Consider the following 24,846-nt stretch of genomic DNA (forward strand, 5'->3'; position numbering starts at 1 on the left):
AGCGTGAGCAGCGCCGGCAGTGAGCGACGGAACGCTAGCGTCCTCCCGCTACGTCCAGAATGCTCCCCGTGGTGTAGCTGGCATCGTCACTGAGCAGCCAAACGATTGCAGCTGCGACTTCCGCGGCATCGCCGGGTCGCTGCATCGGAATGGTGTGCGCCAGATCCCTTGCCCGATCGGGACGACCGTTCCGACCGTGCAACTCCGTGTCGATGACCCCAGGCCGAACGACGTTCACCCGGATGCCTTCAGCGGCAACTTCACGTGCCAGGCCAACGCCGAGAGTATCGACCGCACCCTTGGATGCGGCGTAGTCCACGTACTCGCCCGGCCCTCCAAGTCGACTCGCCGCTGAAGAGACCAGAACGATGCCTCCGCCCGCGCCCCCGCGGAGGGTGGACATCCGTCGCACCGCATGTCCGCAAGCGAGCAGCGGGCCCGCGACGTTGACCGCGAGTATCTCTGCGACACGTGAAGCGGTGAGCTCATCCACTCTCGACTGAGTGGCGGCGATTCCGGCGTTGGCGACGAACGCCGTAACGGTGCCGAGCTCGTCTGCGGCGTCAAAGATCGCCGCTATGTCGTTCTCGTCCGCCATGTCTGCGCGGATGGAGGATGCGAGCCCGCCCGCGGTTTGAATCGTCTCGACGACTTTGCCGGCAGCGTGCTCATCACTCTGATAGGTGATGAGCACTGACCACCCGGCGCGTGCCGCAGCAATCGCGGTCGCGGATCCGATTCCGCGGCTTCCGCCGGTTATTACTGCGACGCCGCGTGCCCCTGGTTCTGTGTGCATCCCGCAAGTATGCACCGACGCGGAAGGTCAGCCGCCGAGAAACGCTTTGCGCACGTCTCCTTCACCGGACAGGACCTCACCGCGCAACGCTGAGGGCCGACCGCGCGAAGTGGCAGCGTCAGAGCTTGCCGTAGAAGCGTCCCTGATCGATGTCGCGTTGAGCGTCCAGGAGCGCTTGAGCGATTTCGGGATCGCTTCCTTGCAGGTCGCGCACCTTGCGGTCGATCGAAGCACGACGTGACAATGCGCCCGTTGCTAATCCGACTATGGCAAGGCCAACGATTGCGACCCAGATCATGATGTCCCCAAATTTCAGTCGTGCTCGGTTAGCGCAGCCTAACGTTGTATGTGATCTGGCGACAAGCATTCTTGCGTATCGCCCCACTCGGTCGGCCTTCGACAAATAGAGGCCCCGGCATCCGCTGGACTGCTGCCGTTCAGGGGTGGCTTGAGAAGCGAAGATCGATGTACGGGAGATGGTCGCGGGGGAGGACGGCGGTGAGGGTGCCGCCACTCGGGAGTTTCGCCCCAACGGCGTACACGAACGGGTCAGTATCGATCTCGGCGCCCACAACCTCAGCACCATCGAGCGTCAGCGCGACACCGCGCCGAGTTGCGGAGGCAGAGGTGAGAGCCGGCGACTCCCAGTCGTCGATCTGGATTCCGAGCTCCTCGTGGAACTGGTTCATCAAGACATAATTCACGTGGTTGGCAAGGCACTCCTCGAGTGTCGAGTACTCAGATTCTTCGCGACGCCATGTCGTCTGCACGGCCTCCCACAGCAGCGGGTAACGCATGCGCTCCACTTGCTCAATCAGCCATGCTGGACGTGGCCATGGAGGAACTTCGTCGATTGCGCGGCGCATCGGCTCATCCAAATCAGCCAAGTTGACCGGATCCGATTTGTCGTCAGGGTTCCTCCACAGAGTCGCGTTCACGCTAGCGGTGAGCTCGCTGTACCCGAGGTGGTCAGAGCCACTCATGACGCTGATGTCGGTGACTTCCACATTTGCCTGGCCGACAAGCTGGATCACCGGGATCGGCATCCGTTTCAGCATCTCCGCGCGCGCGAGTCGCGGGTCGGGTGCGTCCGGTGGTAACACTCCTGCAAACTCCATCACCACATCATGGTGGCCGTGTTTCGCTGGCCACAAGACTTGGCGTGAGGTCCACTGACATACGGTTTTGGCGAACGTTCTGTCGCGACTGGTCGAGCGCGGCGTCGGAGGTACTCGCGGCGTTCCCGAGGCCCTCAACGCTTTGGCAAGTGCGCGAGTTCTTCCCGCCAGACCGCAGCCGCTCTGGCGGCATCCGAAAGAGGGATCTCCAGTTCGACCGACATCGTGTGCTCTGTGCGGTGATTTGCTGCCGGGCCGCGTTGGTCCGAAGGTAGTGCCTCCAGAGAGAAGTGAACTCGAACGACCACTATGTCTTCGCCGTAGCTTTGGACGCTGAAGGCAAGGTTCGGCTCGGTGAATGCGAGGGACGGGTCAACGCTGCCGGTCCCTCGAAATGCCGCGGGCGCCTCAAGCCGGTTCGACACCCGCTCAAGCCACTCGGCGATCTCAATTGCTTCATCGACAACCAAAGAGGGGTGTCGAAAGGACCACGTCTGTTCATCGGAGGCAACTTCGCCGGCGATGACGAGCCAGTTGTCATCCCACGCGTCTCCCGTTGCCGCCCCGAACTCGTAGCCCACGGGATGAAGCACGACACGTGGTACGCCGGAGAGGTCTTTGAGTTCCATTTCACGATCATCCCATCGCGCCCGGCCCGAGTTGGTCAGTCTGCCGTAACGGTGAAGCAGCTCTCGCCGAGTTCCGGAATCCTCTTCCCTATACCGCCGTCCCGAAGTCCCTCCCGGACGGACGACGCCGAGTGAGTAGCGGAGAGGCTGAGCGCTTCGTCAACGCAGACGACCAGCATCGGCGGAGAGACTTCGAATTCGGACGGCATCCAGCTCTTCGCAGTGATTGTTGCGCCGCTGATCGGACCGACGGCGGGCGGAGGGACATTCGGCTCGGAAACAGTCGCTGCGAGATCGATCATGTCTTGGAACACCGCCTCGTCCCTGACCGCTGCCCCGGCTAGGGATGCATAAGAGAAAGGAAAAATCGCGCCGAGGAGACAAAAGAGAACGCAGCACAAGGTGCTGAATACGCGAAGACCCTCCGGGGGACGTCTTCGGTAGGACCAGATCAGCTGAACGCCGTAGAACACGATAATGACAACGAATGTGCCAGCACTCGTGAATGCCAGCAACAGTTTTGTCGCGAGGTCCGGTTGCGGCGCCGCCCGCAGGGCTTCACCAACAGGGCCTGTGCTGACGGGGTCCGATCCCAGCGTCTCCAACAGAGCCACGGCCATAGTGAGAAAGACCGTCGCCCCAACCACGCCGATGAAGGTGCCGCGGCTTGTCCAATCGGGTTCGTCAGGTCGCGGGCGTCTGAAAGCGACAGCAACGGTGAACCCGATCGCTATCAGTACAACCGTGAGGTGGGCGAAAACGGGAATGAGCGTGAACGAGGTTCCGGGATGCCACGAGGTCGCCGGTACGATGAACGCTTGGCGGACGGTCAGTGTGCTCCACACGGAGCTCATACCGAGTGTGACCGCAGAAACGAACAACAGTACGTTGCCGATGCCGCGGGCCATTTGCTTTTCAGCCGTCTCGATCGCTGCTTTCACTGCTGGGACCATGTTTGTTCCCATCGCATCCCCTCTCTGCAGCGGGCGCTGCGCCGATCACCGGTCAGAAAAGCGCGAGCACAGGCTCACTTCGCTAGCTCACCGGCGGAAACAGAGCATCCCTGGCAGCGTCTCTGCCGGATCGACAGTGAGCGCGGTCGACGTCTGAGCGGTGGAGTATTGCGATGAGCCTCCGTCTACCGCGAGGAGTTCTCCGTCGAATGAGTCCACGGTGATGTCGGTGTCGGTGGCCCAAATCGCCAGGAGGTCGTCCCCGGAACTGCCCGGACGGACTATCTCTCCGATCACGAACCAAAACCCGGAAGCTTCGTCGAAGCTTCCGCCCAACATTGGCACTTCTGTTCCCTCGCCGACCAAGATCGAGTTCACTGCCGCGAGCGTTCCTGTCGACACGGTGAGGCACTCGGGGTCGCTGTCGTTCGCGGTCTCCGCTGGTGAGGGCACGATTGATGGCTCGTTCCGAGCGGTCCCTTCGGCTCCGTCAGAGATTGCGCATCCGGACAGCAGCGCCGCTAAGAACGCTGTCGCCGCGATTGCGCCCGCCGGACGGCGAATCAATCCGGACCTCAACATAGCTACTTCTTTCTTCGGGCAGTGAGCAAGGACGTGTCTGGATGCACTTACTGCTCGACGTCGACCGCCCAAAGGGCGAGTGAGCTTCTCCGTAAGATAGCGGAAAGATCCTCGAGCGATCGGCATTTGCCGTTACGAGCAGCCGCAGTCAGCAAATTGTCTGGTTTGTGCATCCAACCAGGCTTGACCCATCCGTCGAGCGATCGGTCTGAGGCTACGAGTCTCCGTCCTGGGGATCCCACGCTTCCAGGACCACTCGGTCCGCTGCCCTGCTCGCGGCGAAAGCGCCTGCAGCAATGAGAAGCAGCATGATTCCCATCGAAACACCAACAGTGATGCCTTTGGCAGTGTCAGAAAGCGGCATCACAATAACCAGGATGCCAGCCAGGAAAAGGACACCAGCGCCTATGTTTATCGGAACCCGCGCAGCTCGGTGCCCTGCTTCCCACGCGTCGTCCGACGACATCAGAGAGCCGAAGCGTAGGCCCATCATCCCGTTCATGCCAAGGTGACCGCGTGCAGCGGACTCGCTCACGAACACGATGAGAACAGCGCAAAACGCTAGGACCATTCCAGCCATAAACATGGTTGCACCCTACCGCCTCCCACTTCCGCGGCACATGAGCCGACCATTCAGCGCAAAGGCCGGAGTTGATCCTCGGTGACGGGGAATGACACCGCGTAGTAGATCTGGGTTGCGTTCATATCGCCCCAATCGTCCTTCTTTACGCGGATCTCGGCAGATGACACCTCGGCGATCCGGACTCGTAGCCAGGAGCCATCGTCCAGCCGAAGCTCATGCGGGTCGGCGAGGTAGCCCAGTCCGAGCTCGTCGAGAGTCTCCTCTGCGCGTATCCAGTCCACTGCGCCCGTCCGTCGGCGACCCAACAGATCGATCGCGACGAATCCCTCACCGACGGGCTCCATCCAGCCCACTCGTTCTCCGTCGTCTGAGCGTCGATGTTCGATCCAGTCCGCTTCCATGTGGCTAGAGTATCGATCCGAACATCGCTGCTGCTCGTGGAATCGGTGCGGCCCGACCGCGGTATTGAACCGGAAGGCGCTTCAGTGGCGGCCCTTAGTGCGCTGGCGGCATGACCTCGCCGCAGGCAACTAAGAACGCCGCTCCCTCCCGCGGCGCGAGCGTCGGGTTCCGGGCAGTGGCCGCTCTCGGCGTTCCGGCTGCCGCAAGCGCCTGGACCTGGTACGGATTCGCGCAGTTCGAGGCACAAACTGAGCAGAGCAAGGCGCTTGCGAGCGGAACAACCATGGCCGGTCTAGGGGAAGCGTTGGGCCGGGGCCCTCTTGCATGTGCTCACCTGGTCGGGCTTGCAACGCTCGTGGTCCTCGGATGGAACGGATATCGAAAGCGCGGAATCGGGCCGGCGCCCAGCTGGTCTGGGCGGGGGAGCTGTTTCAACTCGGCATTAACAACAGCACCTACGTTTCGTGATGCGGTCCAGCTGGGGTTAGCGATCGAGGGGTGTGAGTCGGCGATTTATTGGTCGCCTTCTATCCTTGGGTCGCGCAGCAGATTGTGGACGCGGGACGGGCCTGTCATCCCTCCGTCCCGCCGTTTGCGGCGATACAAAACGAGCATCGCCGTCAACGCCAGCGCGAGCAACGCGGTGACGCCCCACGCAACCGGGCCCAGGTCGACAATAAGTATCAGCGCGCTGGGTGCGATAACCCCGACGACGACCAGTGCAACAAGCACGAGGAGCAGGAGAAGCAGGGTTCGAGCGCGACTCGGGATCGCACCGAACACGGCGAAACCGGCGAAGAGGGCCACGGTATACCAGCTAGGACCTTGCCACCCAAACCATGCCCCCAGAACCCCGATTGCAACAGCCGACTGGGCGCTGGCCAGCGCGACGAAACGCGTTGTGCGGCCCAGCGGAGTGACGGAGAAGGCGAAAGCGACGGTCATGAGGGCAGCGGTTATGACCAGGGGGTTCGAAAACTCCCAAACAGCACCGGGCGCGTTGGTACTCGGCGCCCATGTGACGTAACGGAGATACATCGCGGAGAATGCGGTACCCAAACCGAGGACGAGAATGGTCCGAACGCTACGCTCACTCGGTTGACGCAGTTGTTCCCGCAAGCCACCGGCGAGAAGTCCGGCACGTTCAGCGGGGGAGGGTCGACCCATTCCTCGCGCTTCAGCATGATCAAGTAAGAGACCGAGCAATGCCTCTCCGTTTTGGTCAAGCCACGCGGAGGGATACCAGCTCATCAGACGTCGGTATGTCGTGCCAAGCGGGCCGGATTCCGTGTAGTCACCACGAGTGCTGCCAGGGCGGGTGCCAATCGGTTGGCCGGAAGGGTCTGAGGCAACGTCCGACGGATGGAGGTCGCCACCGTTGGTTGGAATCGGATTAGTCAGCGGAGGATCAACGTCATCCGGATTCATGCGATGACCCCTCTCGCGGTGCCGGGACGGAGCCGGAGACGCTCCCGTGCCTGCTGTGCATTCGATTCCATGCGTGCAGCTTCCTGCTGGAGTCGTTGAGCACCGATGTCCGTCAAACGAAAGTAGCGGCGTAGACGCCCGGCGACTCGCTCGTCACCGTCGGCGATCACAAGACCCTGTTTTTCCAGCCGTTCTAAGGCTGCGTAGAGGGTGGTCGCCTTGAGGTTCACTCGCCCTTGAGACAGCGAACTCGTCTCGCTGATCAGCGCGTAGCCGTGTCGTCGTCCCGACGCCAGCGCGGTCAAAACCCAGAAGGTGGGCTCTCTCATGTCTATTTCCGGCATACGCGCACCATAGTGCAGTCGATGGACTATGCCTAGGGTTTGTTTTAGCCCGTCTCGAATCCCCAGTGATCTAAGACGTCTTACCCGCCTGAGTAGAGAGCGAGCGCGGCGAGTGTGCCGCCATCAACGACATTTCCGCTCCTGACCAGCGCCCAGAGTTCGGCCAGAGTCACCAGCGACGGAGCCCAGTCCTCGACGATTGATCCCCACCGGTTGGACCTGTGAAAAGATTCAGCGTGCACTAGTGGAAGAACAGCTCTCGGAGGGGTGGGCACCGGCCATGGCAGTAGTCCTTGGGGACGCACCTGATCCGCCGATCAGTTTGTCGTGGGGGGATCTCAGTAAGAAGCGCGAATTCTTGGGTAGGACGTACGATTCCCTGACTGATGTTGGCATCGATCTCCAGTTCCTGCGCGAGGGTGAGTGGGAAGCCTGGGAGCCCACGCCGGTCTTCACAGATCGGTTAGGTCGGAGGTTTCGAATCCTGGTCATGTCGCTCGAAGTCGTGTTGTGCGTGGAGGTGCCCGCTGACTATGAGCCGACACAGTTGAAGTTGCGGCGAGTCTGGGTTTCAGGCGAAGAGATCATCGTCGAGTCACTGCATTCCGTGGACCAACGCGCGCTTTTGAGCGAGACGCGAACGGCAACCCCCGTGGAGACGATCAAACTTGCCGACGGAACAAACACTGCATCAGAGGACACAGACGAGGAAGCACCGTCTGCGCTTTCGTGGCACGTCTTCGACGAAGAGTGGATGAACAGTGTTGACCCGGCGTCGCCCTTCATCATCACTTTGGGCTCATTGGGAACGTGGCTGTCCCAGATTCTGCGGAACCATTTTCGGCGCTCGTCACCCCCGGGGAGTCAGGAATGACAGCTCGAGCAGCATCTCGCGAGTGAGACGTCTCGACTCCTCTGAGTGAGCGCTTCGCCGATTCTTCTACTCCGAGGACTTGGCAGCATTGCGACCGTCGCCGCTATCCCAGATTCCAGTGAGTGTAGCTATCGAGTCCTCGAGGCTAGTGCCATGTCGGACAGCCGCATCGTGCAGTGCGCGCGCCGCTTTCAGCACTTCTGGTGAAAGGCTTTGGGATGAACTTAGAACGGTGGTGCCGCCCCGTGCGCGGGTCTGAACAGAAGATTCGAGCTCCAATTGCTTGTACGCGCGCGCGACCGTACCGGGGGCAACTCCCAGGTCGCGAGCAAGTTGCCGTACTGTCGGCAACCGCTCACCCGCGGCGATTCGGCCGGAGAGGATAAGGCCGCGTAGTTGCTGGTAGATCTGCTCCGACGGTGGTGCTGCGCCATTGAGATCGATGGCAACCATCAGGCCATCGTTCTTTGCGCCGCGTCGAGAGTGCGCTCTGTTGACCGGGTGTTGCCGGCTGTTTTGGCGCTCCTCTGGAACACGGGAAGAGCGACCAGAGCGACGCCGAGACCTTGCAGGAGCAGTCCCGAAACTGTGAGCGGTATTTGGAGGGCTGCGAAGGATGTCCCGAGTTCGACTCGAACGCCGTCAGATCCGAGCACTGAGGCACTGAGCGTTGCCGCGCGACTGATGAAGATCAGTGCAGCCCCGAATGTGAAGGCAATAGCGCCAACCGAGAGAGCGAGGACCGTCCTAACCTGGTTCCGGCGGATTGCGACTTCGAGGCTTCGTTCCACCGGATCTGCTGGCACTGCCGGACGAGCAATCCGTGACAACGCGAAACAGTCGACTACCGAGAGGACTGCTAGAAAAAGCAACACCGGCACACCGAAGGCCCACCCAAAGAACGTTGTGCCAGCTTGTGAGCTCCCAACATCGAGCACAATCATCGTGTGGCCGCCTTCCCCGTCCGTGCTCGACGCCAGTCCGGCGAGAACAACCGTGGCACTCAGGAGTCCGACGAAAGTGACCCAACCAGCGAACCACCACCGAGAACCGAACGACCACATAGTCCGGGGCGCCAGGTCAATCTCTCGACTCGGAACAACCGGCCGCGGGCGAACGCCGATCGTCGCATACAGAATGACCGCGAGCGACGCTGCGGCTAGGGGGATGCTGTTCCGCCAAGTTGCCAATGGCAGTTCGGTGAAGAACCACGAACGCGTTAGCGAGAACACCACGATCCCAGCAAAGACGATCAGTGCGGCTGGCCGGCCAATAACGGACTGTCCGCCCCGGACGTCATTGGACTTCGTGACGAGGTGCAGAGCGACTCCGAGGCAGACAAGCCCAATGATGAGCACGATGATCTCTTCTGTCCAAACCAGATAGAACGGCATCGCCGCCTCCTCATCGCTACGTCAATGTATCAATCAGACGATACATTGATTGGCGATGCGCAGGAAGACCTACAGCGAAGCTTCCCAAGCCAAAGCTGATGGAGTCAGCCACGGATCTTTTGGTCGCCACTACAAATTGCACCCTTGGCGTTGGTGGGCGTAATACAACGCTCCGCGTTTGCTGTTGGCCATCACTATCTACGTTGGCGTTGAAGAAGGAAGCGCATTTTTTCGCCGAGCGCGTTTGCTCGCGAACTAAGTCCCGAGCGCGGGCAAGTTAGCGACTAAGTCCTTCGGAAGGGCGCATTTTGTGCTAGCTGTCTGCTACAAGTTGTGTTAGACATGTGACACAACTCTGAAAGGGTCGCCGTGCCTCGCTTTCCCATCCCGCTCTACAGCCCGCTGGAATACGTGGCTGCTGCCTTCTCTCTCCCGCTGTTCTCGTTGATTGTCGCGATGCTCGTCTTCGCACTTGCGCCTTCCGCACGACGTTTCCTCGGTCGAGGTCCTCGATCGCGTATTGACAAGAGGACCCCAGCGGCCGCTGCGCGGTATTCATCCGAGCGTGGCGCGCTCGGCGGGGGCGCTATTGCGGTCATCATCGTGTTCGCGGCCGAGAACGTAGTGCGTGGATATCTGCTGAACCTTTCCGACGTAGTTGCGTGGTGGGAGTACGCAACTCCTGTGTTCACCGCGTTCCTCAGTCTCTCTGTGGTGCTTTGGCTTATCGTTTTTCGGGGCACGATCCCACCGGAACAGCCCGTCCTTTCTGTCAGTCCCCGAACCTGGATCAGCTTTGGCCCTCGAATCGGTATCACCGTGGCCATCGCTGCGGCGTGCGCTCTGTTCGTGACAACTGTTGCGGCGGGATTAGCTTCCTCGGCAGATAGCCGCGGCCGGTACATTCACCTAGAGATTCCGGTACCTAACGAAGCGATCGACGCGCTCCGTCCTTGGTTCTACGGGTGGGCGTATGGAGTACCTGTGATCATTTGCCTTGCGGCACTGGCGGTTACGTGCGGGGTGACGCTTCAGCGCAACGCGGCCAGGCCGTTCATGCGACCAGATACGGTCGGAGCAGAGCGCGCTGCCCGTGTCGAGATAGCGTCCAGCGCCGTGCTCATTACGACTGCCGCGTCACTGCTTGCACTCGGCGGAGCGTTTCGCCTGATCGCCAGCTCGGGGTCAATCTCTGCGCTAGTGGTCCAGAACGGGGGTGAGAGTGACTCGTACGAAGCGATGTGGCGGTATGCGGAGTTCGCGATAGCGGCAGGTTGGCTCGCTCCGCTTCTTGAGATAACAGCGTTCTTATCGCTGTTAGCTGTCGCAGGCAGGCTGTTTCGAACTCGGGCGAAGGGACGAGCTCGCGAAGAAAACGAACTGGCCACCCGCTCCGAGGCGGTGAAATGACCACGCCGCCTACTCTGTCGCCGACCGATGATGCGAGTCCAGCGCTAGACATCTATCGGCAGCTGCGGGGTCTGATCGTCTCCGGCCAGCTCGGTGCAGGTGAACGACTACCCACGGTGCGGCAGACGGCGCAAGATTTGAACGTGGCGCCCGGAACAGCGGCGAAAGCCTACAAACTGCTTGAACGAGACGGCCTCGTCGTTACTCGCACAGCCGCTGGCACTCGCGTTGCAGACGCGGCAGCTGTACTCCCAGGACCCGTTGTACGCCGCATCCGGGAGCTGGTGAACGAAGCAGAGGCAGTCGGCGCAAATGCCGACGATGTCATCGACGTGCTTCGAGTTATCTGGCAAACACGGTCCAATCTGACCACGACGCAAGAAGGCACGAACGTGTCATGAAGGCCTATGCAATTGATCCCACTGCCACCGCCCCTCCACCCACCGTCTCGCTGGAAATCCACATCGACCAGTTCAGTTTGATCGAAAAAACACCGGCTGCCTCGGAGATTTGAGAGGATTACGCACAGATCTGATCGTGTCGCGTTTATCGGCAGATGCCGAATAGGGAGAACAATGCTCGGTAATCTCACCGGATTGCACCTCGTCATCATCGCCGGAGTGCCGTTGGTACTCGTTGCAGTCGTCGTGGCTGCCGTGGTCATCGGCATCCGTCTTTCACGCAAGAACGCTCCCCGATTGGCAACGTCGCCGAGCAACCCGACCGAACAAATTCAGCGGCTAGCTCAGCTTCGCGACGAAGGAATCTTGACCCATGCAGAGTACGAAGCGAAGCGCGCAGAGGTCTTGAACCGAAACTAGCCCTCTGGAGCGGCGGTCCTTGGCATGACCGCTAACGCACTTGGCGCTCTTGGGGGGTGCCCTCCTCGCGGGCTAGAACATTGTCAGGCCTTCGCGCGGAGGTGCGTCTGGCATGTCGGTACGGAACACCTCCGTCTGGCTTCGGTCATCGAATCACGAGGCCTATTTAGAGGCGAGGCGTTGAGCGACAAGTTGCTCGAGTGCATGCGGGTCGTCTCGAAGGTACGAGAATTCGGGGTCGTGGTGCGTCTGGATCTTCAGCTGTTGGAGATAGGCAATGATGCCCGGTAGGTACCGTTCATCGCCCTCGCGAAGGCGTCTCGCTGTGCCGGGATGGGCTTCGAAAACCAGGTCGATGAGAGCCGTTGCCCGTTCGGGCGCTGGCACACCGCTGAGAGTCGGAACGATTGTCTCGGCCAAGGCGCCGTAGACCCAATATTGGGCCCAGGGTGACTCGTTCTTGAGCACGACTGCTGGCGAGGCGGGCTGTGGCCAGAACTGGATCAGGTAGAGCTCAGACGGTGGCGCCTGTGGGTCGTCACGGAACTGTCGTGACCCAGTTTCACCGTCGATAACGACGAAGCGCACTCGGTACGTAATGCCGGGCGTCATGGGGATGGAGAATCCGGTTGCACCCGGATCCCACGGTTCGAGGCCGAGGCCGAGGCCCCTGCCGTGATGGAGAACTCCACGACGTCGCTCCAGGTGGGATCGAAAATTGGCATGCTCGCAAAGGCTTGCGCCTCGACGGGAACAGTCCCGAACTGCCGAACAGTGGTCAACATCACCTGGCCGATATCGTTCGCGCGCACTAGGCCCAACGGCGACCCCCAGGGGACGAAGACCTTACCGTCCTCTCCCACGCGCAAATAGATTTGTGAGAATTCGGCGGCGACCTCACCTCGAACGCTGCCATCCATCGTTCCCCCGTCGAGATAGCGATTGAGACTTCCCAGAATGACTGCTCCTGCGGGTGGTCGTCGACTGATTGGTTGACGAAGCCACTAGTCGTCAGGCGTGCAATCGTCCCACAACAGGAGCATCTTGTCGCCCCCGGCCACCGCTGTCCAATATGTAAGCCTGGGGTTCGCCAGCCTCGCAACCTGTTCGGCGAACCATCTGTTGAGCGACTTGAGAGCAGTTGAACCCTGGAACGCAGGGACGGCGACCCATACGATCGCGTCGGGCGTTCCCCACTCCTTGAGTAGTCCCAGCCTCGCTCCATGTTTGAGTGCTCGGGCAGCGTCCCGCTTGTCAACGAAACCCCCTTCAAAGAAGTACTCGTTTCCGGCATCATCCCAAGCCTCCCGACGTTGAGCGTAGTTGGTTGGCACTTTTCACATCCTTCGGATCGTTGGGGCGGCTGGATGGGGCTTACCCTACCGGGCCACGCGACCGCCTTCGTCGGACGCTCCGGTTGTGGACCTTCAAGGGATTTTCCCCTGCGTTTCGCTCTCCACGATGGAGTTGCCGGGCCGAAAAGTCGCGCAAGCTCCGCCCATGGGTGCGAGACAGCGAGGTTATGCGACAGCCCAATCGCGAACAAGAACCGCGACGCGTTGGCTCTCGAGCGGATCTCGTCCCCCCGAAGAAGGGCACGCGATCTGGGGTGTCGACCAGTAGGCTCTCGCTCCACGACTACGCCCCCATGGCGACCGAGCAATGAGTCACCTTCCCTTACGATCTGTATCTCCCACCACAGGTAGGCCTGGACATGACAATCGAACCGCATAGGACTCTCCCGCCGCCGAGACCCGCACGAGGTCACATCCGCCGCAAGCTCGGTATCCCACTCGCCATGGCGGTCACGGTCGTGGCACTGTTCTCGGCGTGTGTGTCAGCACCGGAGCCCGGCGTCGATCCCACCGCCAACACGAAAAGCACCGTCGAGGCGCCCCAGAGCACATGGCCTGCGGACCCGGACTTCGCTGAACCGGATGCCCTCGCACCCGATGTCGCCATGACCTGCGCAGGACTTTCCGTCATCAGCACCACTCTTAACGATGCGTGGGATCGCCATCAGTCAGGTGAAATCACAGCCGAACAACAAGCTGCGATCGTGAACTCAACAATCGTGAGTTTCGAATCCCTGGCCAACTTCACTTTCGGTCAACGAGGGCTCAGGACCGAGATCCACGAACTGCTGGGCTTCGTCCGTGCGCAAGCGCCACTCCCATCCGGAGCACTTTTCGACCCATGGAGCAGCCAACCGGGATTCGACTTGGTATGGAACCCGCTTTACGACGCGTGCCGCAATAACGGCTCCGAAATAATCACCATGGACGCGCCCTGAGATCGCTGCCGTTCAGTTCGTATCGAGCCCACCGGGTGGCGACCAATACGATGCACGTATGACGCAACGCAAGAAGACCCTCGTCACAGTGCTTGGTGGCGGCATCGCACTTGTCGCTGCGATCGTGACCATCGTCTACTTCTTTCAGCCCTGGCGCACTTGTCCGTATGACGATTCCTCGGCGGCCTGTGTGATGCTTCCGGCAGACGCAGCCGTGATGGCCACAGCGATGCTCGGCGTGCTGGTGGGGCTAGTCATCTTGGGCACGGGGCTTTTCACCAAGGGAGTCGAGTCCCCTCGGTAGAAGATTTCTCAGTCTCGTACTCTTTGACGCATGGACGCTATGGCTGCCGCACTCCCGTGGGTCTGTATGGCGTTCTTTGTTCTGGTCGCCATCTCGGTTTTCGTCCGATCGCGGAAGCCAGTTTGGATCCGCGACACGTGGCTTACCTCTCGGCGCGGCTCAGCTACTCGCTCGTGAGGTAATTGCCGACGAGAGGGGGCGAACGGCACTGTTGACGTTCCCATGGCAAGAAAGGATTTCTCAATCGGATTCGATGCGCACATCCGTATGTCAACGATCCACCTGGACCGCGGCAACACAAGGAAATGGAGCCAGACCATGAGCACATCCCAGGCTGACGACAATCTGATCCCTCAGTTCGCCCGACCGGGCGAAGCCACACTTGCAGCCCGACACGTCATCCCGCAGCAGGAATCTCTGCCTGGAACAGCGAAACAAATCATCGACGACGAAACGATGCTCGACGGAAACTCCCGACTGAACCTCGCCACATTCGTCAGCACCTGGATGGACGACGATGCGAAGCAGGTCTACGAAGCATCCTTCGATAAGAACATGATCGACAAGGACGAGTACCCGCAGACGGCGGCCATCGAGGACAACTGCTGGCACATGATCGCCAACCTGTGGAATGCGCCTGACGCGTCCCAGAGTATTGGCACCTCCACCATCGGATCGTCAGAGGCGTGCATGCTCGGGGGTCTCGCCTTCAAGCGACGCTGGCAGCAGGCACGGCGCGCAGCAGGTAAAGACACTTCGAAGCCGAATCTCGTCATGTCGTCCGCGGTACAGGTCTGTTGGGAAAAGTTCTGCAACTACTTCGACGTCGAACCCCGTTTTGTGCCCATCACCGAGGAGCACAAGACACTCGACGGGTATGACCTTGAAAAATACATTGACGAGAACACCATCGGAGTCGTCGCCATCATGGGTGTCACCTACACCGGTATGTACGAGCCGGTCGCCGAGATCGCCAAGGCGCTCGACGACATTCAGGCCAAAACCGGGCTTGACGTCCCGATCCACGTCGACGGCGCTTCCGGAGGGATGATTGCACCGTTCCTTCAGCCGGATCTTGTCTGGGACTTCCGACTCGAGCGGGTGCACTCGATCAGCACGTCAGGCCACAAATACGGGCTGGTCTTCCCTGGTCTGGGCTGGGCGGTCTGGCGTGAATCAAAGTGGCTCCCAGAAGACCTCATCTTCCAGGTGAGCTACCTGGGCGGCGAGATGCCAACGTTTGCGCTCAACTTCTCGCGTCCCGGCGCCCAGGTTCTCCTGCAGTACTACATGTTCCTCCGGCTCGGGTTCGAAGGATACCGCGCCGTTCAGCAGACATCGCAGGACGTCGCGAAGTTCCTCTCGGCGGGTATCGCGAAGCTTGACGCTTTTGAACTCTGGAACGACGGCAGCGACATCCCGGTCTTTGCGTGGCGGCTGAAGGAAGGACACACCTCGAACTGGAACCTTTACCACCTTCAGGACAGGCTGCGCATGAAGGGCTGGCTGGTTCCCGCCTACCCAATGCCGGACGACCTGACCGACCTCACCGTTCAGCGCATTGTGGTGCGCACCGGACTCAGCATGGATCTGGCCGAAGAGTTGCTTGAAGGCATCGAAACCGAGACCGCTTACCTCGACGCACTCGAGTCGCCGATGCCCGTTGAGGCCCAGCGTCCCGCGTTCCACCACTAGGAGCCGAACATGTCAACCGACGCGTCTGCACAAACGCCGGATGCCGCGGCTCACGCCGTATTCTCAAGTCCGCAAGAGGAACTTCAACCGAAACGGCTATCGATGCAACCCGTCAGTCAGGTCGAAGTTCATTTGAACACGTCGGCCGTACCCAAGTCCTTGCTGTTGCTCGGCTATGAGCAGGTCTCGAAGAAAATCAGAATCGGGATCCCGCTCGACAAATCCACAGCTCAAGTAGAAGGGCGCGTTCCATGGAACGTCCGCGAACGTTCGCAGGGTGACCCGTTCGTATCCGCGCAGTCGTGATTCGCTCTTGACCGCTTCGACGAGCGCCCGCCCATGTCCGCGGCGCGCCGCTGACGGCCTGACCGATAGCTGTTCGAGATGACCGCCGCCAGGGACTTCGAGGACGTGGGCAAACCCGAGCGCATCCGACCCTAGAGTGTCGCTGGCCACGAGGATGAAGCCATTCTCCTGTGATGGCTTCGTATAAGAAGGAGCAGGCCGCCAGCCAGCTGTCGAGAACAAGGACGCGAACAGAGCATCAGCTTCATTCTCGATCGCTTCGAGAATTTCCAGATCGTCGGCCCTCGCTTGTCGAACAAAAGTCTTCAACATGACTCCGAGAGTAGTGTGAAGGGCGTTGCGAGGGTGACGCCCTCGGGCAGGTCCCGGGCTCGCTGTCCTGCTGGTTTCACTGGTTGTCTTTGGGGTCATCAAACCCAGCGCACTGATACTTATCTGTCGACCTGGGCCCGGTCGCGTGGGGCATCACCACGTTGCTCGGGTTGGCGGTGCGAGGGACGCTCGTTGTGTATCGCCGCAAACGGCGGACGGAAGGATAACAATCGACAAAGAGACCACCCGTTCGAGATTTTTTCTTCTGGATGGAACCATTTGATGCCGACCGGACATTACAGAGTATGAGCGCTGACGCCGCCGACGCGGAAGACTGGGAGCGATCCGTCGCTGGCGACGGTGAAGCCTTCGGCAGGATCTTCGATCGCCATCGCGACCGCATAGCGCGCCACAGCCACCGCCTCGTGCCAAATGCACATGAGGTTGACGACGTCGTCGCAGTGACATTTCTCGAGGCGTGGAGACGACGACAGCAGGTTCGGCTCGTCGACCAGTCAGTACTTCCATGGCTACTAGTCACAGCTACGAACACCGCACAAAACCTCAGACGAAGTGCGCGACGACACCGAGCGTTCCTCGAACGCTTACCCGAACCGCCAGACGTTTCGGATAGCACCGAATCGATTGAAGGCGGCGTGGCAATGGATGCGCTCCGCAATCTCGGGTTGTCCGATCGCCAAGTGGTCGTGCTCTGCGTACTGGAGGGGTTCAGTACGAACGAGGCTGCGACCGCTCTTGGTGTGCCACCAGGCACGATCAAGTCACGTCTCTCACGCGCCAAACGGCGGCTCGCACATCAAGTGCGCCCCCTCGCCCAGCTAACCACAACGCCAGAGGAAGCATGATGAGCAGTTCAACCGAACCGGAACCCGAATCCAGTCGAACAGAGAGGCTCAGGGCAGAGCTCGTCGCAACTGTCAACGCTGAGCCCTACGCCAAACGCAGCAAACGCCCCCGGACGATCATTGCAGCGATCGCCGCGTTCGCACTGGCAGGAGCGGCCACGGGAGGAACTATCACGTCAACAGCGCTTGCTGCCCCCGATGAACCCGTTACCGTCAATGTCCGGGACATCGTGGCAGACTTCACTCTGCGCCACATCAACCTCATCGACACCCCTTTCGTTGTGTCAAGCCACGGCCGCACCATAATTGAGCTCGGAAAGGCGCCAGAAGGGGCAACGTCAATTGCTCTGAACCTCGACTGCATTGAACCAGGAGTTTTTACGGTCGGATTCAACTCCAGAAACGTAACCGCAATGGAGTGTGATATCGGGGGTGCCGGGAATAACAGCTATCTCCTCGAGGTCGATAGTCCTAATGACCAAACACTCACCGTCGACACCAAACCGTCGACGCAATACACAGTTTGGGCATCGTGGGCAAACGAAGATGCGATCCCTGAGAAATCTTCCGCGCAGGCTGCAGAGCTCGCTGATGGCCGGGTGACACAGGACGAATACAACGCTGCCTTCGACCGTTACGACTCGTGCATGGCTAAGACCGGTATGGCTCTTATCGGGATAGACCGCTCAGGAACGGTGATCAAATACAGCACTGTCAGCGAAGCGGTCTACTCCGCCGCCAGGCAATGTTATGAGGGCGAATTCAAAGACGTCGACGTCGAGTGGCAAGTTTCAAACCAAGACTCGCCGTAGGCAACAGAACGCACGCGTGAATGCCTCACGGCAGCCGGCCGTCCTCACCCGGGGTTAAGCGGTGGATTCGGGACTAGTGAGGGAGAAGCGCAAGGCTCAGCACAGGGGGCAGATTGATGGACGGCATACTTCCAGCGTCAAACGGCACGATCACGAATCTTCAAATAGTCGAGCGCGAGCTCCAACGCCAGATCGCGCAGGAAAGGAGTGAGCAGCGCAAGCTACGCACCCTGTCGGAGATCGGGTTGGCAGCCGCGGGTGATCGGGCGACTGACCAGGTTCTCCAGCGACTTGTCGACTCTTCGTTGGATCTTTTTGGTGCGCGTTACGCTGTTCTCGGTCTGATTCAGCTCGACGGACAAATCGAGCGTGTGGTGCAGAGCGGGCTACCCGCCGATGCGGGTTCGTCCCCTGGGCAACTGCCGCATCCGAATCAGCTGCTCAGGGCTGTGTTGGAAAGCGGCGGGCCCGTCCGGGTTGGTCACCGGGCTGATGCCCCGAAGGCTTCAGGATCTAACGCGCGTCCCTCGGGGATGCAGAGCGATCTCGGGGTGCCCATCAGGTTGCGTGGTGAGGAACGGGCAGCTCTTTGTGTCGCCCGCAGTCCGGGCGACCCATTCAGCCGTTTTGACGAGGATCTTGCCTCGCAGTTCGCTGCCCTCGCTGGAGCCGCGATTGATAACGCACGACGCTTCGAAGAAGCCGAGCGGGGACAGCGGCTGGGCGCTGTGATATCCGACATGCGTGTTCGTTTCTTAGCGTTCGATGAGAACGAGGTCCTCAGGACAGTGATATTGGGACTCCCCTCATTGTTCCCCGCTGCGATAGTCGCTGTCGCTGCGCCCGTGCCGAGTGAGAAAAAAATGAGAATCGAAGTTGCCTTGGGCAGACACGCCCAAGCAGTTGAGGGCGAGCGTTATCACAACTCGATTGCAGCCCAGGCCGCAGAGGAGAATGCGGTCACTGCATCCGTTGAACCTCGCACGGTACTACGACCGGAAGGACCATGGCACAGTGTTGGACCGCACATCGCTGCGCCACTGGTCGTGGCTGGGGGTGCACGCTACGCACTCTGCGCCGCGCGTGAACCGGGCGATGTGAGCTTTACTCGCTCAGAAAGAGGGACCCTCGCGGACTTCGCCTTCGAAGCAGGGGAAGCGATCGCAACAGTAACAGCGGCAGTTGCCCGCCGCCGCAAAGACATCACAGAAGACCACGACCGAATTGCCCGCGACCTGCATGACAACGTCATACAGCGGCTCTACGCCACCGGGCTCGGACTACAAATGCTCGGTGCCGAGAACCCGCAGCACACGGCACACATAGACGGCCACACGGCTGAAATAGACATTGCCATTTCCCGCATCAGAGACGCACTTGTTGCAAAGGGCCACGCCGTGTGAGGTGAGACGAGCGTTCGGGTTTACGACGAGCGCGCCGGCGTAGTGGAAATCATTTATCTGGCCGTGGATCCTCAAGCTTGGGGGCAGGGTGTCGCCGGACAGCTGCTCGACTTCATCCGGCGGCGAAGCGAGACAGCAGGGACACCACTCGAACTCTGGGTTATCGCTGACAACGATCGAGCCGTCAGCTCCTACGAGCGGGCGGGGTGGACCAGGACGGCGAACGTGGAGGTGCGCAATTCGTCGGGACGACCCGAGCGGCGCTACACCCTGCGTCACTAGCCGGACCGAGACATTTCCCCCGCGCGGCGGATGCGGATGCGCATCTCGATCCATAAGCTCTACCGCATGACAGTGAAAATCCTCGATGGTGCCACCTACACGATCATCAGACGCGCTTCCGTACCCGGTCAGCGAGACTACGTATGGGTCGGAGACAACGGCCAAGAGATCGAACTCACCGAGGAAGAGGCTGCCGACTTTCTGTAGGTCATTGACTCGAGCACTCAGTCCTTCCGGAGGTTAGAGCCGCGTGTGCTCATTACGGTCTGGAGTTCCGTCCGCGACCGCGTTGACCGGCATCCGCGTCCCAATAGACGGATCTCCACCCATACGCGCCAGAACCGGTACAGACATTTTCACAATAGGGACGCTTGCTGGGTCACTGGTTCTGTTGAAATGGACGCCCAGGGCGCGAATCGGCGCAGCTACTCATTCCGGACTCGCCGGGCGTGACGAGCGCCGAAAACGATTCCTCAGAAACTGGGACAGCCAAGCCCCCAAATAGGTGGGCGGCGCTGGGTCAACACTGTTCATCCACTCTTCGTCGAAGACGTGCCACGAAAGCGCAGACGATCCTTCCTCGTCTGTGTCCTCTGATGCAGTGCTTGTTCCGTCGGCAAGTTTGATCGTCTCTATAGGGATTGCTGTTCGCGTCTCGCTGGAAAGCGCGCGGTGGTCCGCGGAGTGCAGAGACTCGACGATTATCTCTTCGCCTGATAACCAGACTCGCCGCAACGTCAACTGTGCAGGTTCATAGTCAGCGGGTACCTCCACGCACAACACGACCTCGAGCGACATGACCAGGATTCGAAACCTCCGACCTAACCGATCGGTGAAGACCGGCGTGGGCTCCCACGCTTCCCACTCGCCCTCGCGCAGGAACTGGAGATCGATGCCAACATCAGTCAGGGAATCGTACGTCCTACTCAGGGACTCGCGCTTCTTACTGAGATCCCCCCACGACAAACTGATCGGCGGAGCAGGTGGGACCCCAAGGACTACTGCCATGGCCGGTGCCTTCCTCTCTGAGAGCTGTTCTTGTACGTCTCGCAACTATAGGGATCCGAGACGTGTCGCTCAGCTGTTCGTCTCTCTCGCTGCTGGCCAAACGTCTCGCGTCCCATGGGTTTCGAGACAGTCGGGTCATGAGACACCGGACCCTTCCTGACTGTCTCTCAAAAGTGTCGGTCCAACGCAGTTGTCTTTAGCGGCATCGCCACGATGCGGGACCCTTAGACGGAACCCTGATCGAGAGGCATCCTGAACAGAATGCCTCTCGATCACAAATCGTCGGAATCGCGGAGGAGTTGCAGCCGGCTCGCCATGCGGAAAGCGTCAGGGCGACGCGACGCGATGCTGAGAAACGAGCTGAGGCTGTGGGAGGAGACAAATGTGGCGCACACGTCAGCATCCACGAGAATATCGATCAGGTTGATAAATCTCTGTTGCGCCTCTGCATCGGCATCGTCGAAGTTTGGGACGTCGTTGATGACCCATCGAGGGAATGATCGCGCCCATGCGAGATACTCGATCGTGGATGTGGGCGATCCACAGAGCTGGGCGAACGTCGCTCGCAGTTCGCCTGGCCGTGCCGCTAATACCGGAAATTGGCGGCCTCGCACAGCGAGGTTCGTTGCCTCCTCCGGACGCGGTTCAGGCGTCGGCGATTCGCGCGCCCAAACGCCGGCCGCGAACCCAGTGGAGTGATCCTCATGAGTGGTTCGATAGTCGGTGGCACCGCCGAGTTCGTAGACCTCCATGTTGTTCTTGATGAGGTCGATACCCGGTTCGAAGATGTGGTGCCAAATGGGGTCGGGGAGCAGATCGTCGGGGGCATAGTTCGATGTCGCAAGAACTGTGAGCTTGCGGCGGAACACGTGCTCAAGTAGCCGTGTGAGTAGACGGGCATCGCCTGAGTCGTGGACATGCAGCTCGTCAAAGAAGAGCAGTTGACTATTGCCGGTCAGATCGTAGATGGCGCGCTCTACGGCGTCGCGCTCCGAGCGGTGGTCCTGGATGCTCCGATGAAGATCATCGAAGAACCTGTGGAAGTGAACCCGGGTCTTGCGAGCAGTCGGGAGGGCGACGAAGAACGCGTCGGCCAGCCAAGACTTACCGCGGCCGGCTGGTCCATGGATGTAGAGGCTCTGCGTCGTTGACCGGCGCAAGGTTCGGCGTTCAATATCGGCGCTGAGGATTGCAAGCCGGTCGACGAGAAGCAATTGGGCAGGGTCGAGAGCGATGCCAGCGCGGATTGCTGCGGCATCCAGCGCAGCGGACAGTCGTTGCTCTTCTTTCACGATCCCAACACTGGCCACAGATCGAACTCTAGGGGATAAGGAGTGGCGGAAGCGTCCTATCGACCGCCCCCAGACCGGACGTTCAACGGACTCGTCCCCGCGTTCGCTGCCCGTGATGATGTTGCCGGGCAGCCAAGTCGCGCAAGCCCCGCCCGTTCAGGATTCCCGCTTAGCTGACACCCCGATGCGGCCGGCACGTGCCACGAACACCCACCGGTACAGGAAACCGCAAAGGACCATAAAGACCCCTGCGTGTTCAGGCTTCCACGGAGTAGTTGAGCTGCAATTCGTCAGCGGGCACTCCCCGGATTGCCCAGTTCGCACGAGGCGTCTCGGTGATGGTGATCTCAAGGTCGTTGGGAGTGACGCCGACCGCCGCAATATTTTTCATGAGTTGGCGGAGGAAGTCCTTCTTTGTGTCCGTCGAGCGACCCTCGAACATGCTCACCTCGACGATGGTGTAGTCGATCGAACGATCTGTAGGCGTTATGAATTGTTCGGGATCCAGAGTGATGAAGCGGTGGAATCGCTTCTCGACCGGCAGTTGGAGCGCCGATACCGCCGCTGTGTGGATCGCGTCGGACAGCGAAGAGATGCGAGGGGCAAGCGCCGCTTTATGTCCGTAGACAATGATTTGAGCCATGCTTTAGTTTCGCAGCCCCCGCGATACGCGTCGTCCGGGCCTGATTCTGAAGTTCGAAAGACGGATGTTCAACGGACTGTTCCCCGCTGTTCGCTGCCGCCGATGAAGTTTCCGGGCCGCAAGCGGCGCAAGCCCCGCCCATGTAAGATTTCCCGCTCAGGAATCTCCGATGTGACAACATCGCCGACCGATGATCAATACCATCGTGATACGAGCTACCTCGGATGGCTCGAGAAGCGATCCCTATGTCTCGTAACCCATGAGTTTCAAAACACTTAAGGATGCGAGACGCTTGGTTTACGGGTGCATGTCACGCCATTCGTGGTCCAGGAGCGCGTACTGGTAGCCGTCGACCCAGCCCAGCTCGGCATGCCAGGAGTCTTGGACCCCGTGCTGCTCCCGTCGCATGCCGACCTTTTCGAGCACGCGGGCTGACGCGACGTTGTCGGCATTGCAGCTCGCCATGACGCGCCGTAGTTCGAGCGAGTCGAATGCTGCGGACAGAAGACCACGGGCCAGGTCGGTCCCGAGCCCCCTCCCGGCGAGGTCGAGTTCGAGCATGTAACCCATGACGCCCTGCGTGCGTTCAGGCATCCCGGGCTGGCCCATGCCGTCGATGACGTCGAGGAAGCCCAGACCAGCGATCTCTCCATCGAGCTGGGCAACGCAGGAAAAGTCCGTTTCGCTGTCCGGGATCGCCAACCACTCTCGACACCACGCCTCGGGGTCGACATGGGTGCGCAGCATGAAGTGATTCACGGAAGGGTTGTTCCGCAGTGCGACCAACTGTGGCAGGTCGTCGGGTCGCATGTCTCGGAGGAGCAGGGCCCCGCTGCGCGCAGGCCATGGAGAGGTGGGCACTCTTTTATGTTGTCAGAGGAGTGCGGCCGAGGCGACCGGAAACGACCTCGCCACGAAAGTCGCGCGTCTCCGCTGTTGGGCGGGGAGTCGGCGCGCTGCTTCGCCGATAGACCGGGGCAGGAGGGGAATCATCGTCCGTCACAGGATCAGTCAACCACCGATGCTGCTGCTGTGTATCAGCGGCTGTTCAGGCGGTTTGAATGCCTCGAAACCCATGGGTTTCGAGACAGTCAGGTTATGAGACAGTTCGTTCTTGGCTGTCACCTATAGCTCGCTGGGGTCACGGCCGGCCAGCCGGGCGAGCCTCGTGTTCTGCGGGCCCGCACCTCGACGTAGATAACGAAGTCGCTTGCCGCGGCGATATCGTCAGCCCAGTCCACGGCATGTGTACGGATGCGGCATTAGCGAGCTGCCACTCTTCCGATGCGCCGCTCGTCTCGAAGAAATCGCACGGTAGGTGGACTTGGGAGTGTGGTCCCTCTGCACCAGCCGAATCGATAGCGGTTCCTCAGCGAAGCAAATGGGTGAGGACCTGATCGACGATCGTGAGTTGAGTTTCCGCTGTCTCGCGCCACGGCTTCGACTTGAGTTCGAGGCTGTGATTGGCTGCTTCCACGTTAACAAGGCGCGCGGATGTGGTGCCGATTAGGTCAGGGCGCCACGAGGGGTCGGCCGTACCTCCGATAGCGAGGTGCCGTCCGGGATTTACTCGAGCCAAAGCATCGGCGACGACAGGATCGGTGAGGATCGGTGTAAGCCATACGGCGCGTACATCCTGCTGCGCGAAGTGGGGAAGCGCAAAGGTTCCTAACGACTTTGCGACCACCAATTCGGGTGGTGCGGGTAGTGCCTCCTCCGCGTTGGCCAACGCTGATTCGACAAAGCCCTGCATGTTTTGGCGCGCCGCCTCGTCGATGTCCGCGTGCCAGTCGACGCTCCACACATCCCAGCCGGCTTCAGCGAGAGCCAATATTGGCCAGTAGAGCAAAGGGGCTTGAGCGGTGTATCCGGCGCCCGGGAGTATCAAGGCGACGCGAGTGTCACCGTTGCTGTTGCTGCTCTCACGCCGAATGTTGATCATGGTTCGAGGCTAGTGGTCCCCGCCAAACCAGGAGTTCATTTCAACTCGTCCACAGCCGGTCCACCAGCGGCTCTCCGACCCGTCAGAGATTCCGCAGCTCGTCGCCGCCAAGGGGTCCGCTTTGCTCGCCAAGGAAAGTCCCGCGGAGTGCATTCCTGTCTTATATCCCGAGTGATATGCGACGTCTCACCGTCGCCTCTCGCGATCAGCACAGATCGCACCGTCTCGTATCCCATGGGTTTCGAGACAGTCAGGTTATGAGACACCGGACCCTCGTGACTTTCACTCAAATGTGTGGGTCCAACGCAGTTGTCTTTAGCCGCACGGCGACGCTGCGGGCCCCGTCCTCAGCAA

Annotated in this window: 31 protein-coding genes and 1 pseudogene; 12 read left to right on the forward strand and 20 right to left on the reverse strand. The window is 60.4% G+C overall.

Going from position 1 to position 24,846, the window contains the following annotated elements; genetic code table 11:
* Positions 1–34 precede the first annotated feature (34 nt).
* The 10 genes from C3E77_RS05155 to C3E77_RS05200 all read right to left on the reverse strand — a co-directional run bounded on the left by C3E77_RS05155 (position 35) and on the right by C3E77_RS05200 (position 6,835).
* Positions 35–796, reverse strand: a complete 762-nt coding sequence (locus C3E77_RS05155; protein ID WP_108390648.1) for an SDR family oxidoreductase — start codon at positions 794–796, stop codon at positions 35–37.
* 118 nt (positions 797–914) lie between these two features.
* Positions 915–1,094 (reverse strand): hypothetical protein, encoded by a 180-nt coding sequence (locus C3E77_RS05160; protein ID WP_108390649.1) that lies wholly within the window; start codon positions 1,092–1,094, stop codon positions 915–917.
* A 139-nt stretch (positions 1,095–1,233) separates the two neighbouring features.
* Positions 1,234–1,914 carry a hypothetical protein gene (locus C3E77_RS05165; RefSeq protein WP_108390650.1) on the reverse strand — a complete coding sequence of 227 codons (681 nt, stop codon included), beginning with the start codon at positions 1,912–1,914 and terminating at the stop codon, positions 1,234–1,236.
* Positions 1,915–2,048: 134 nt separating this feature from the next.
* Positions 2,049–2,543 (reverse strand): WapI family immunity protein, encoded by a 495-nt coding sequence (locus C3E77_RS05170; protein ID WP_108390651.1) that lies wholly within the window; start codon positions 2,541–2,543, stop codon positions 2,049–2,051.
* A gap of 35 nt (positions 2,544–2,578) precedes the next feature.
* The gene (locus C3E77_RS05175) at positions 2,579–3,508 is read right to left on the reverse strand and encodes a hypothetical protein (RefSeq protein WP_162924914.1); all 930 of its coding nucleotides are present in this window, start codon (positions 3,506–3,508) and stop codon (positions 2,579–2,581) included.
* A 75-nt stretch (positions 3,509–3,583) separates the two neighbouring features.
* Positions 3,584–3,949 carry a hypothetical protein gene (locus C3E77_RS05180; RefSeq protein WP_162924915.1) on the reverse strand — a complete coding sequence of 122 codons (366 nt, stop codon included), beginning with the start codon at positions 3,947–3,949 and terminating at the stop codon, positions 3,584–3,586.
* A gap of 343 nt (positions 3,950–4,292) precedes the next feature.
* Positions 4,293–4,664, reverse strand: a complete 372-nt coding sequence (locus C3E77_RS15800; protein ID WP_108390654.1) for an SdpI family protein — start codon at positions 4,662–4,664, stop codon at positions 4,293–4,295.
* Positions 4,665–4,711: 47 nt separating this feature from the next.
* Entirely contained in the window at positions 4,712–5,062 is a 351-nt protein-coding gene (locus C3E77_RS05190; RefSeq protein WP_108390655.1) for a hypothetical protein, read from the reverse strand.
* 514 nt (positions 5,063–5,576) lie between these two features.
* Complete coding sequence (locus C3E77_RS05195; protein ID WP_234031297.1) at positions 5,577–6,008, reverse strand: hypothetical protein; 432 nt, start codon at positions 6,006–6,008, stop codon at positions 5,577–5,579.
* Positions 6,009–6,487: 479 nt separating this feature from the next.
* On the reverse strand, positions 6,488–6,835 hold the full coding sequence (locus C3E77_RS05200; RefSeq protein ID WP_198412194.1) for a PadR family transcriptional regulator: 348 nt from the start codon (positions 6,833–6,835) through the stop codon (positions 6,488–6,490).
* A 244-nt stretch (positions 6,836–7,079) separates the two neighbouring features.
* Here C3E77_RS05200 and C3E77_RS05205 point away from each other — a divergent pair, with 244 nt between their 5' ends.
* The gene (locus C3E77_RS05205) at positions 7,080–7,709 is read left to right on the forward strand and encodes a hypothetical protein (protein WP_108390657.1); all 630 of its coding nucleotides are present in this window, start codon (positions 7,080–7,082) and stop codon (positions 7,707–7,709) included.
* Between the two features lie 66 nt (positions 7,710–7,775).
* Here the strand turns inward: C3E77_RS05205 and C3E77_RS05210 are convergent, their stop codons facing one another.
* Both C3E77_RS05210 and C3E77_RS05215 read right to left on the reverse strand, forming a co-directional pair.
* Positions 7,776–8,162, reverse strand: coding sequence for a GntR family transcriptional regulator (locus tag C3E77_RS05210; RefSeq protein WP_108390658.1), 387 nt, complete (start codon positions 8,160–8,162; stop codon positions 7,776–7,778).
* A complete protein-coding gene (locus tag C3E77_RS05215) occupies positions 8,162–9,103 on the reverse strand; it encodes a hypothetical protein (protein ID WP_108390659.1) in 942 nt (313 codons plus the stop codon). The genes C3E77_RS05210 and C3E77_RS05215 overlap by 1 nt, the downstream gene beginning before the upstream one ends.
* Before the next feature lie 369 nt (positions 9,104–9,472).
* On the opposite strand from C3E77_RS05215, the gene C3E77_RS05220 reads away from it, so the two are divergent.
* From C3E77_RS05220 to C3E77_RS05230, 3 genes are all read left to right on the forward strand, one after another.
* Entirely contained in the window at positions 9,473–10,513 is a 1,041-nt protein-coding gene (locus C3E77_RS05220; protein WP_108390660.1) for a hypothetical protein, read from the forward strand.
* Positions 10,510–10,914 (forward strand): GntR family transcriptional regulator, encoded by a 405-nt coding sequence (locus C3E77_RS05225; RefSeq protein WP_108390661.1) that lies wholly within the window; start codon positions 10,510–10,512, stop codon positions 10,912–10,914. The genes C3E77_RS05220 and C3E77_RS05225 overlap by 4 nt, the downstream gene beginning before the upstream one ends.
* A gap of 174 nt (positions 10,915–11,088) precedes the next feature.
* Complete coding sequence (locus C3E77_RS05230; RefSeq protein ID WP_108390662.1) at positions 11,089–11,334, forward strand: SHOCT domain-containing protein; 246 nt, start codon at positions 11,089–11,091, stop codon at positions 11,332–11,334.
* 162 nt (positions 11,335–11,496) lie between these two features.
* Here C3E77_RS05230 and C3E77_RS05235 read toward each other — a convergent pair whose 3' ends face one another.
* Together C3E77_RS05235 and C3E77_RS05245 are read right to left on the reverse strand one after the other, a co-directional pair.
* A complete protein-coding gene (locus C3E77_RS05235) occupies positions 11,497–11,946 on the reverse strand; it encodes a hypothetical protein (RefSeq protein WP_108390663.1) in 450 nt (149 codons plus the stop codon).
* 392 nt (positions 11,947–12,338) lie between these two features.
* Positions 12,339–12,668: a hypothetical protein gene (locus C3E77_RS05245; protein WP_108390665.1), complete on the reverse strand. Its 330-nt coding sequence runs from the start codon at positions 12,666–12,668 to the stop codon at positions 12,339–12,341.
* A 464-nt stretch (positions 12,669–13,132) separates the two neighbouring features.
* Between C3E77_RS05245 and C3E77_RS05250 the strand changes: the two genes are divergently transcribed.
* The 3 genes from C3E77_RS05250 (at position 13,133) to gad (ending at position 15,626) form a co-directional block, all read left to right on the forward strand.
* Positions 13,133–13,627, forward strand: a complete 495-nt coding sequence (locus tag C3E77_RS05250) for a hypothetical protein (RefSeq protein ID WP_108390666.1) — start codon at positions 13,133–13,135, stop codon at positions 13,625–13,627.
* Positions 13,628–13,685: 58 nt separating this feature from the next.
* Positions 13,686–13,931: a hypothetical protein gene (locus C3E77_RS05255; protein WP_108390667.1), complete on the forward strand. Its 246-nt coding sequence runs from the start codon at positions 13,686–13,688 to the stop codon at positions 13,929–13,931.
* Between the two features lie 318 nt (positions 13,932–14,249).
* The gene (gene gad / locus C3E77_RS05260; protein ID WP_108393090.1) at positions 14,250–15,626 is read left to right on the forward strand and encodes a glutamate decarboxylase; all 1,377 of its coding nucleotides are present in this window, start codon (positions 14,250–14,252) and stop codon (positions 15,624–15,626) included.
* 96 nt (positions 15,627–15,722) lie between these two features.
* Here gad and C3E77_RS05265 read toward each other — a convergent pair whose 3' ends face one another.
* Entirely contained in the window at positions 15,723–16,244 is a 522-nt protein-coding gene (locus C3E77_RS05265) for a GNAT family N-acetyltransferase (RefSeq protein WP_108390668.1), read from the reverse strand.
* 305 nt (positions 16,245–16,549) lie between these two features.
* Here C3E77_RS05265 and C3E77_RS05270 point away from each other — a divergent pair, with 305 nt between their 5' ends.
* The 5 genes and pseudogenes from C3E77_RS05270 (at position 16,550) to C3E77_RS15375 (ending at position 19,814) form a co-directional block, all read left to right on the forward strand.
* Entirely contained in the window at positions 16,550–17,110 is a 561-nt protein-coding gene (locus C3E77_RS05270) for an RNA polymerase sigma factor (protein WP_108390669.1), read from the forward strand.
* Positions 17,107–17,922, forward strand: coding sequence for a hypothetical protein (locus C3E77_RS05275; RefSeq protein ID WP_234031298.1), 816 nt, complete (start codon positions 17,107–17,109; stop codon positions 17,920–17,922). The genes C3E77_RS05270 and C3E77_RS05275 overlap by 4 nt, the downstream gene beginning before the upstream one ends.
* 116 nt (positions 17,923–18,038) lie before the next feature.
* Positions 18,039–19,325 carry a GAF domain-containing protein gene (locus C3E77_RS05280; protein WP_108390671.1) on the forward strand — a complete coding sequence of 429 codons (1,287 nt, stop codon included), beginning with the start codon at positions 18,039–18,041 and terminating at the stop codon, positions 19,323–19,325.
* Between the two features lie 27 nt (positions 19,326–19,352).
* Positions 19,353–19,607, forward strand: a pseudogene (locus tag C3E77_RS05285) (GNAT family N-acetyltransferase); the annotation flags it as partial.
* Positions 19,608–19,673: 66 nt separating this feature from the next.
* Positions 19,674–19,814, forward strand: a complete 141-nt coding sequence (locus C3E77_RS15375) for a hypothetical protein (RefSeq protein WP_158270283.1) — start codon at positions 19,674–19,676, stop codon at positions 19,812–19,814.
* A 222-nt stretch (positions 19,815–20,036) separates the two neighbouring features.
* On the opposite strand, the gene C3E77_RS05290 is transcribed toward C3E77_RS15375, so the two are convergent.
* From C3E77_RS05290 to C3E77_RS05310, 5 genes are all read right to left on the reverse strand, one after another.
* Entirely contained in the window at positions 20,037–20,615 is a 579-nt protein-coding gene (locus tag C3E77_RS05290; protein ID WP_108390673.1) for a hypothetical protein, read from the reverse strand.
* 272 nt (positions 20,616–20,887) lie between these two features.
* Positions 20,888–21,925 carry a cell division protein ZapE gene (zapE, locus tag C3E77_RS05295; protein WP_234031299.1) on the reverse strand — a complete coding sequence of 346 codons (1,038 nt, stop codon included), beginning with the start codon at positions 21,923–21,925 and terminating at the stop codon, positions 20,888–20,890.
* A 238-nt stretch (positions 21,926–22,163) separates the two neighbouring features.
* Positions 22,164–22,550, reverse strand: a complete 387-nt coding sequence (locus tag C3E77_RS05300; protein ID WP_108390674.1) for a tautomerase family protein — start codon at positions 22,548–22,550, stop codon at positions 22,164–22,166.
* 297 nt (positions 22,551–22,847) lie between these two features.
* Complete coding sequence (locus tag C3E77_RS05305; RefSeq protein WP_108390675.1) at positions 22,848–23,411, reverse strand: GNAT family N-acetyltransferase; 564 nt, start codon at positions 23,409–23,411, stop codon at positions 22,848–22,850.
* A 508-nt stretch (positions 23,412–23,919) separates the two neighbouring features.
* The gene (locus C3E77_RS05310; protein ID WP_108390676.1) at positions 23,920–24,492 is read right to left on the reverse strand and encodes a hypothetical protein; all 573 of its coding nucleotides are present in this window, start codon (positions 24,490–24,492) and stop codon (positions 23,920–23,922) included.
* Positions 24,493–24,846: the final 354 nt, after the last annotated feature.

This window comes from Mycetocola zhujimingii, assembly GCF_003065425.1.
GTDB lineage: Bacteria > Actinomycetota > Actinomycetes > Actinomycetales > Microbacteriaceae > Mycetocola_A > Mycetocola_A zhujimingii.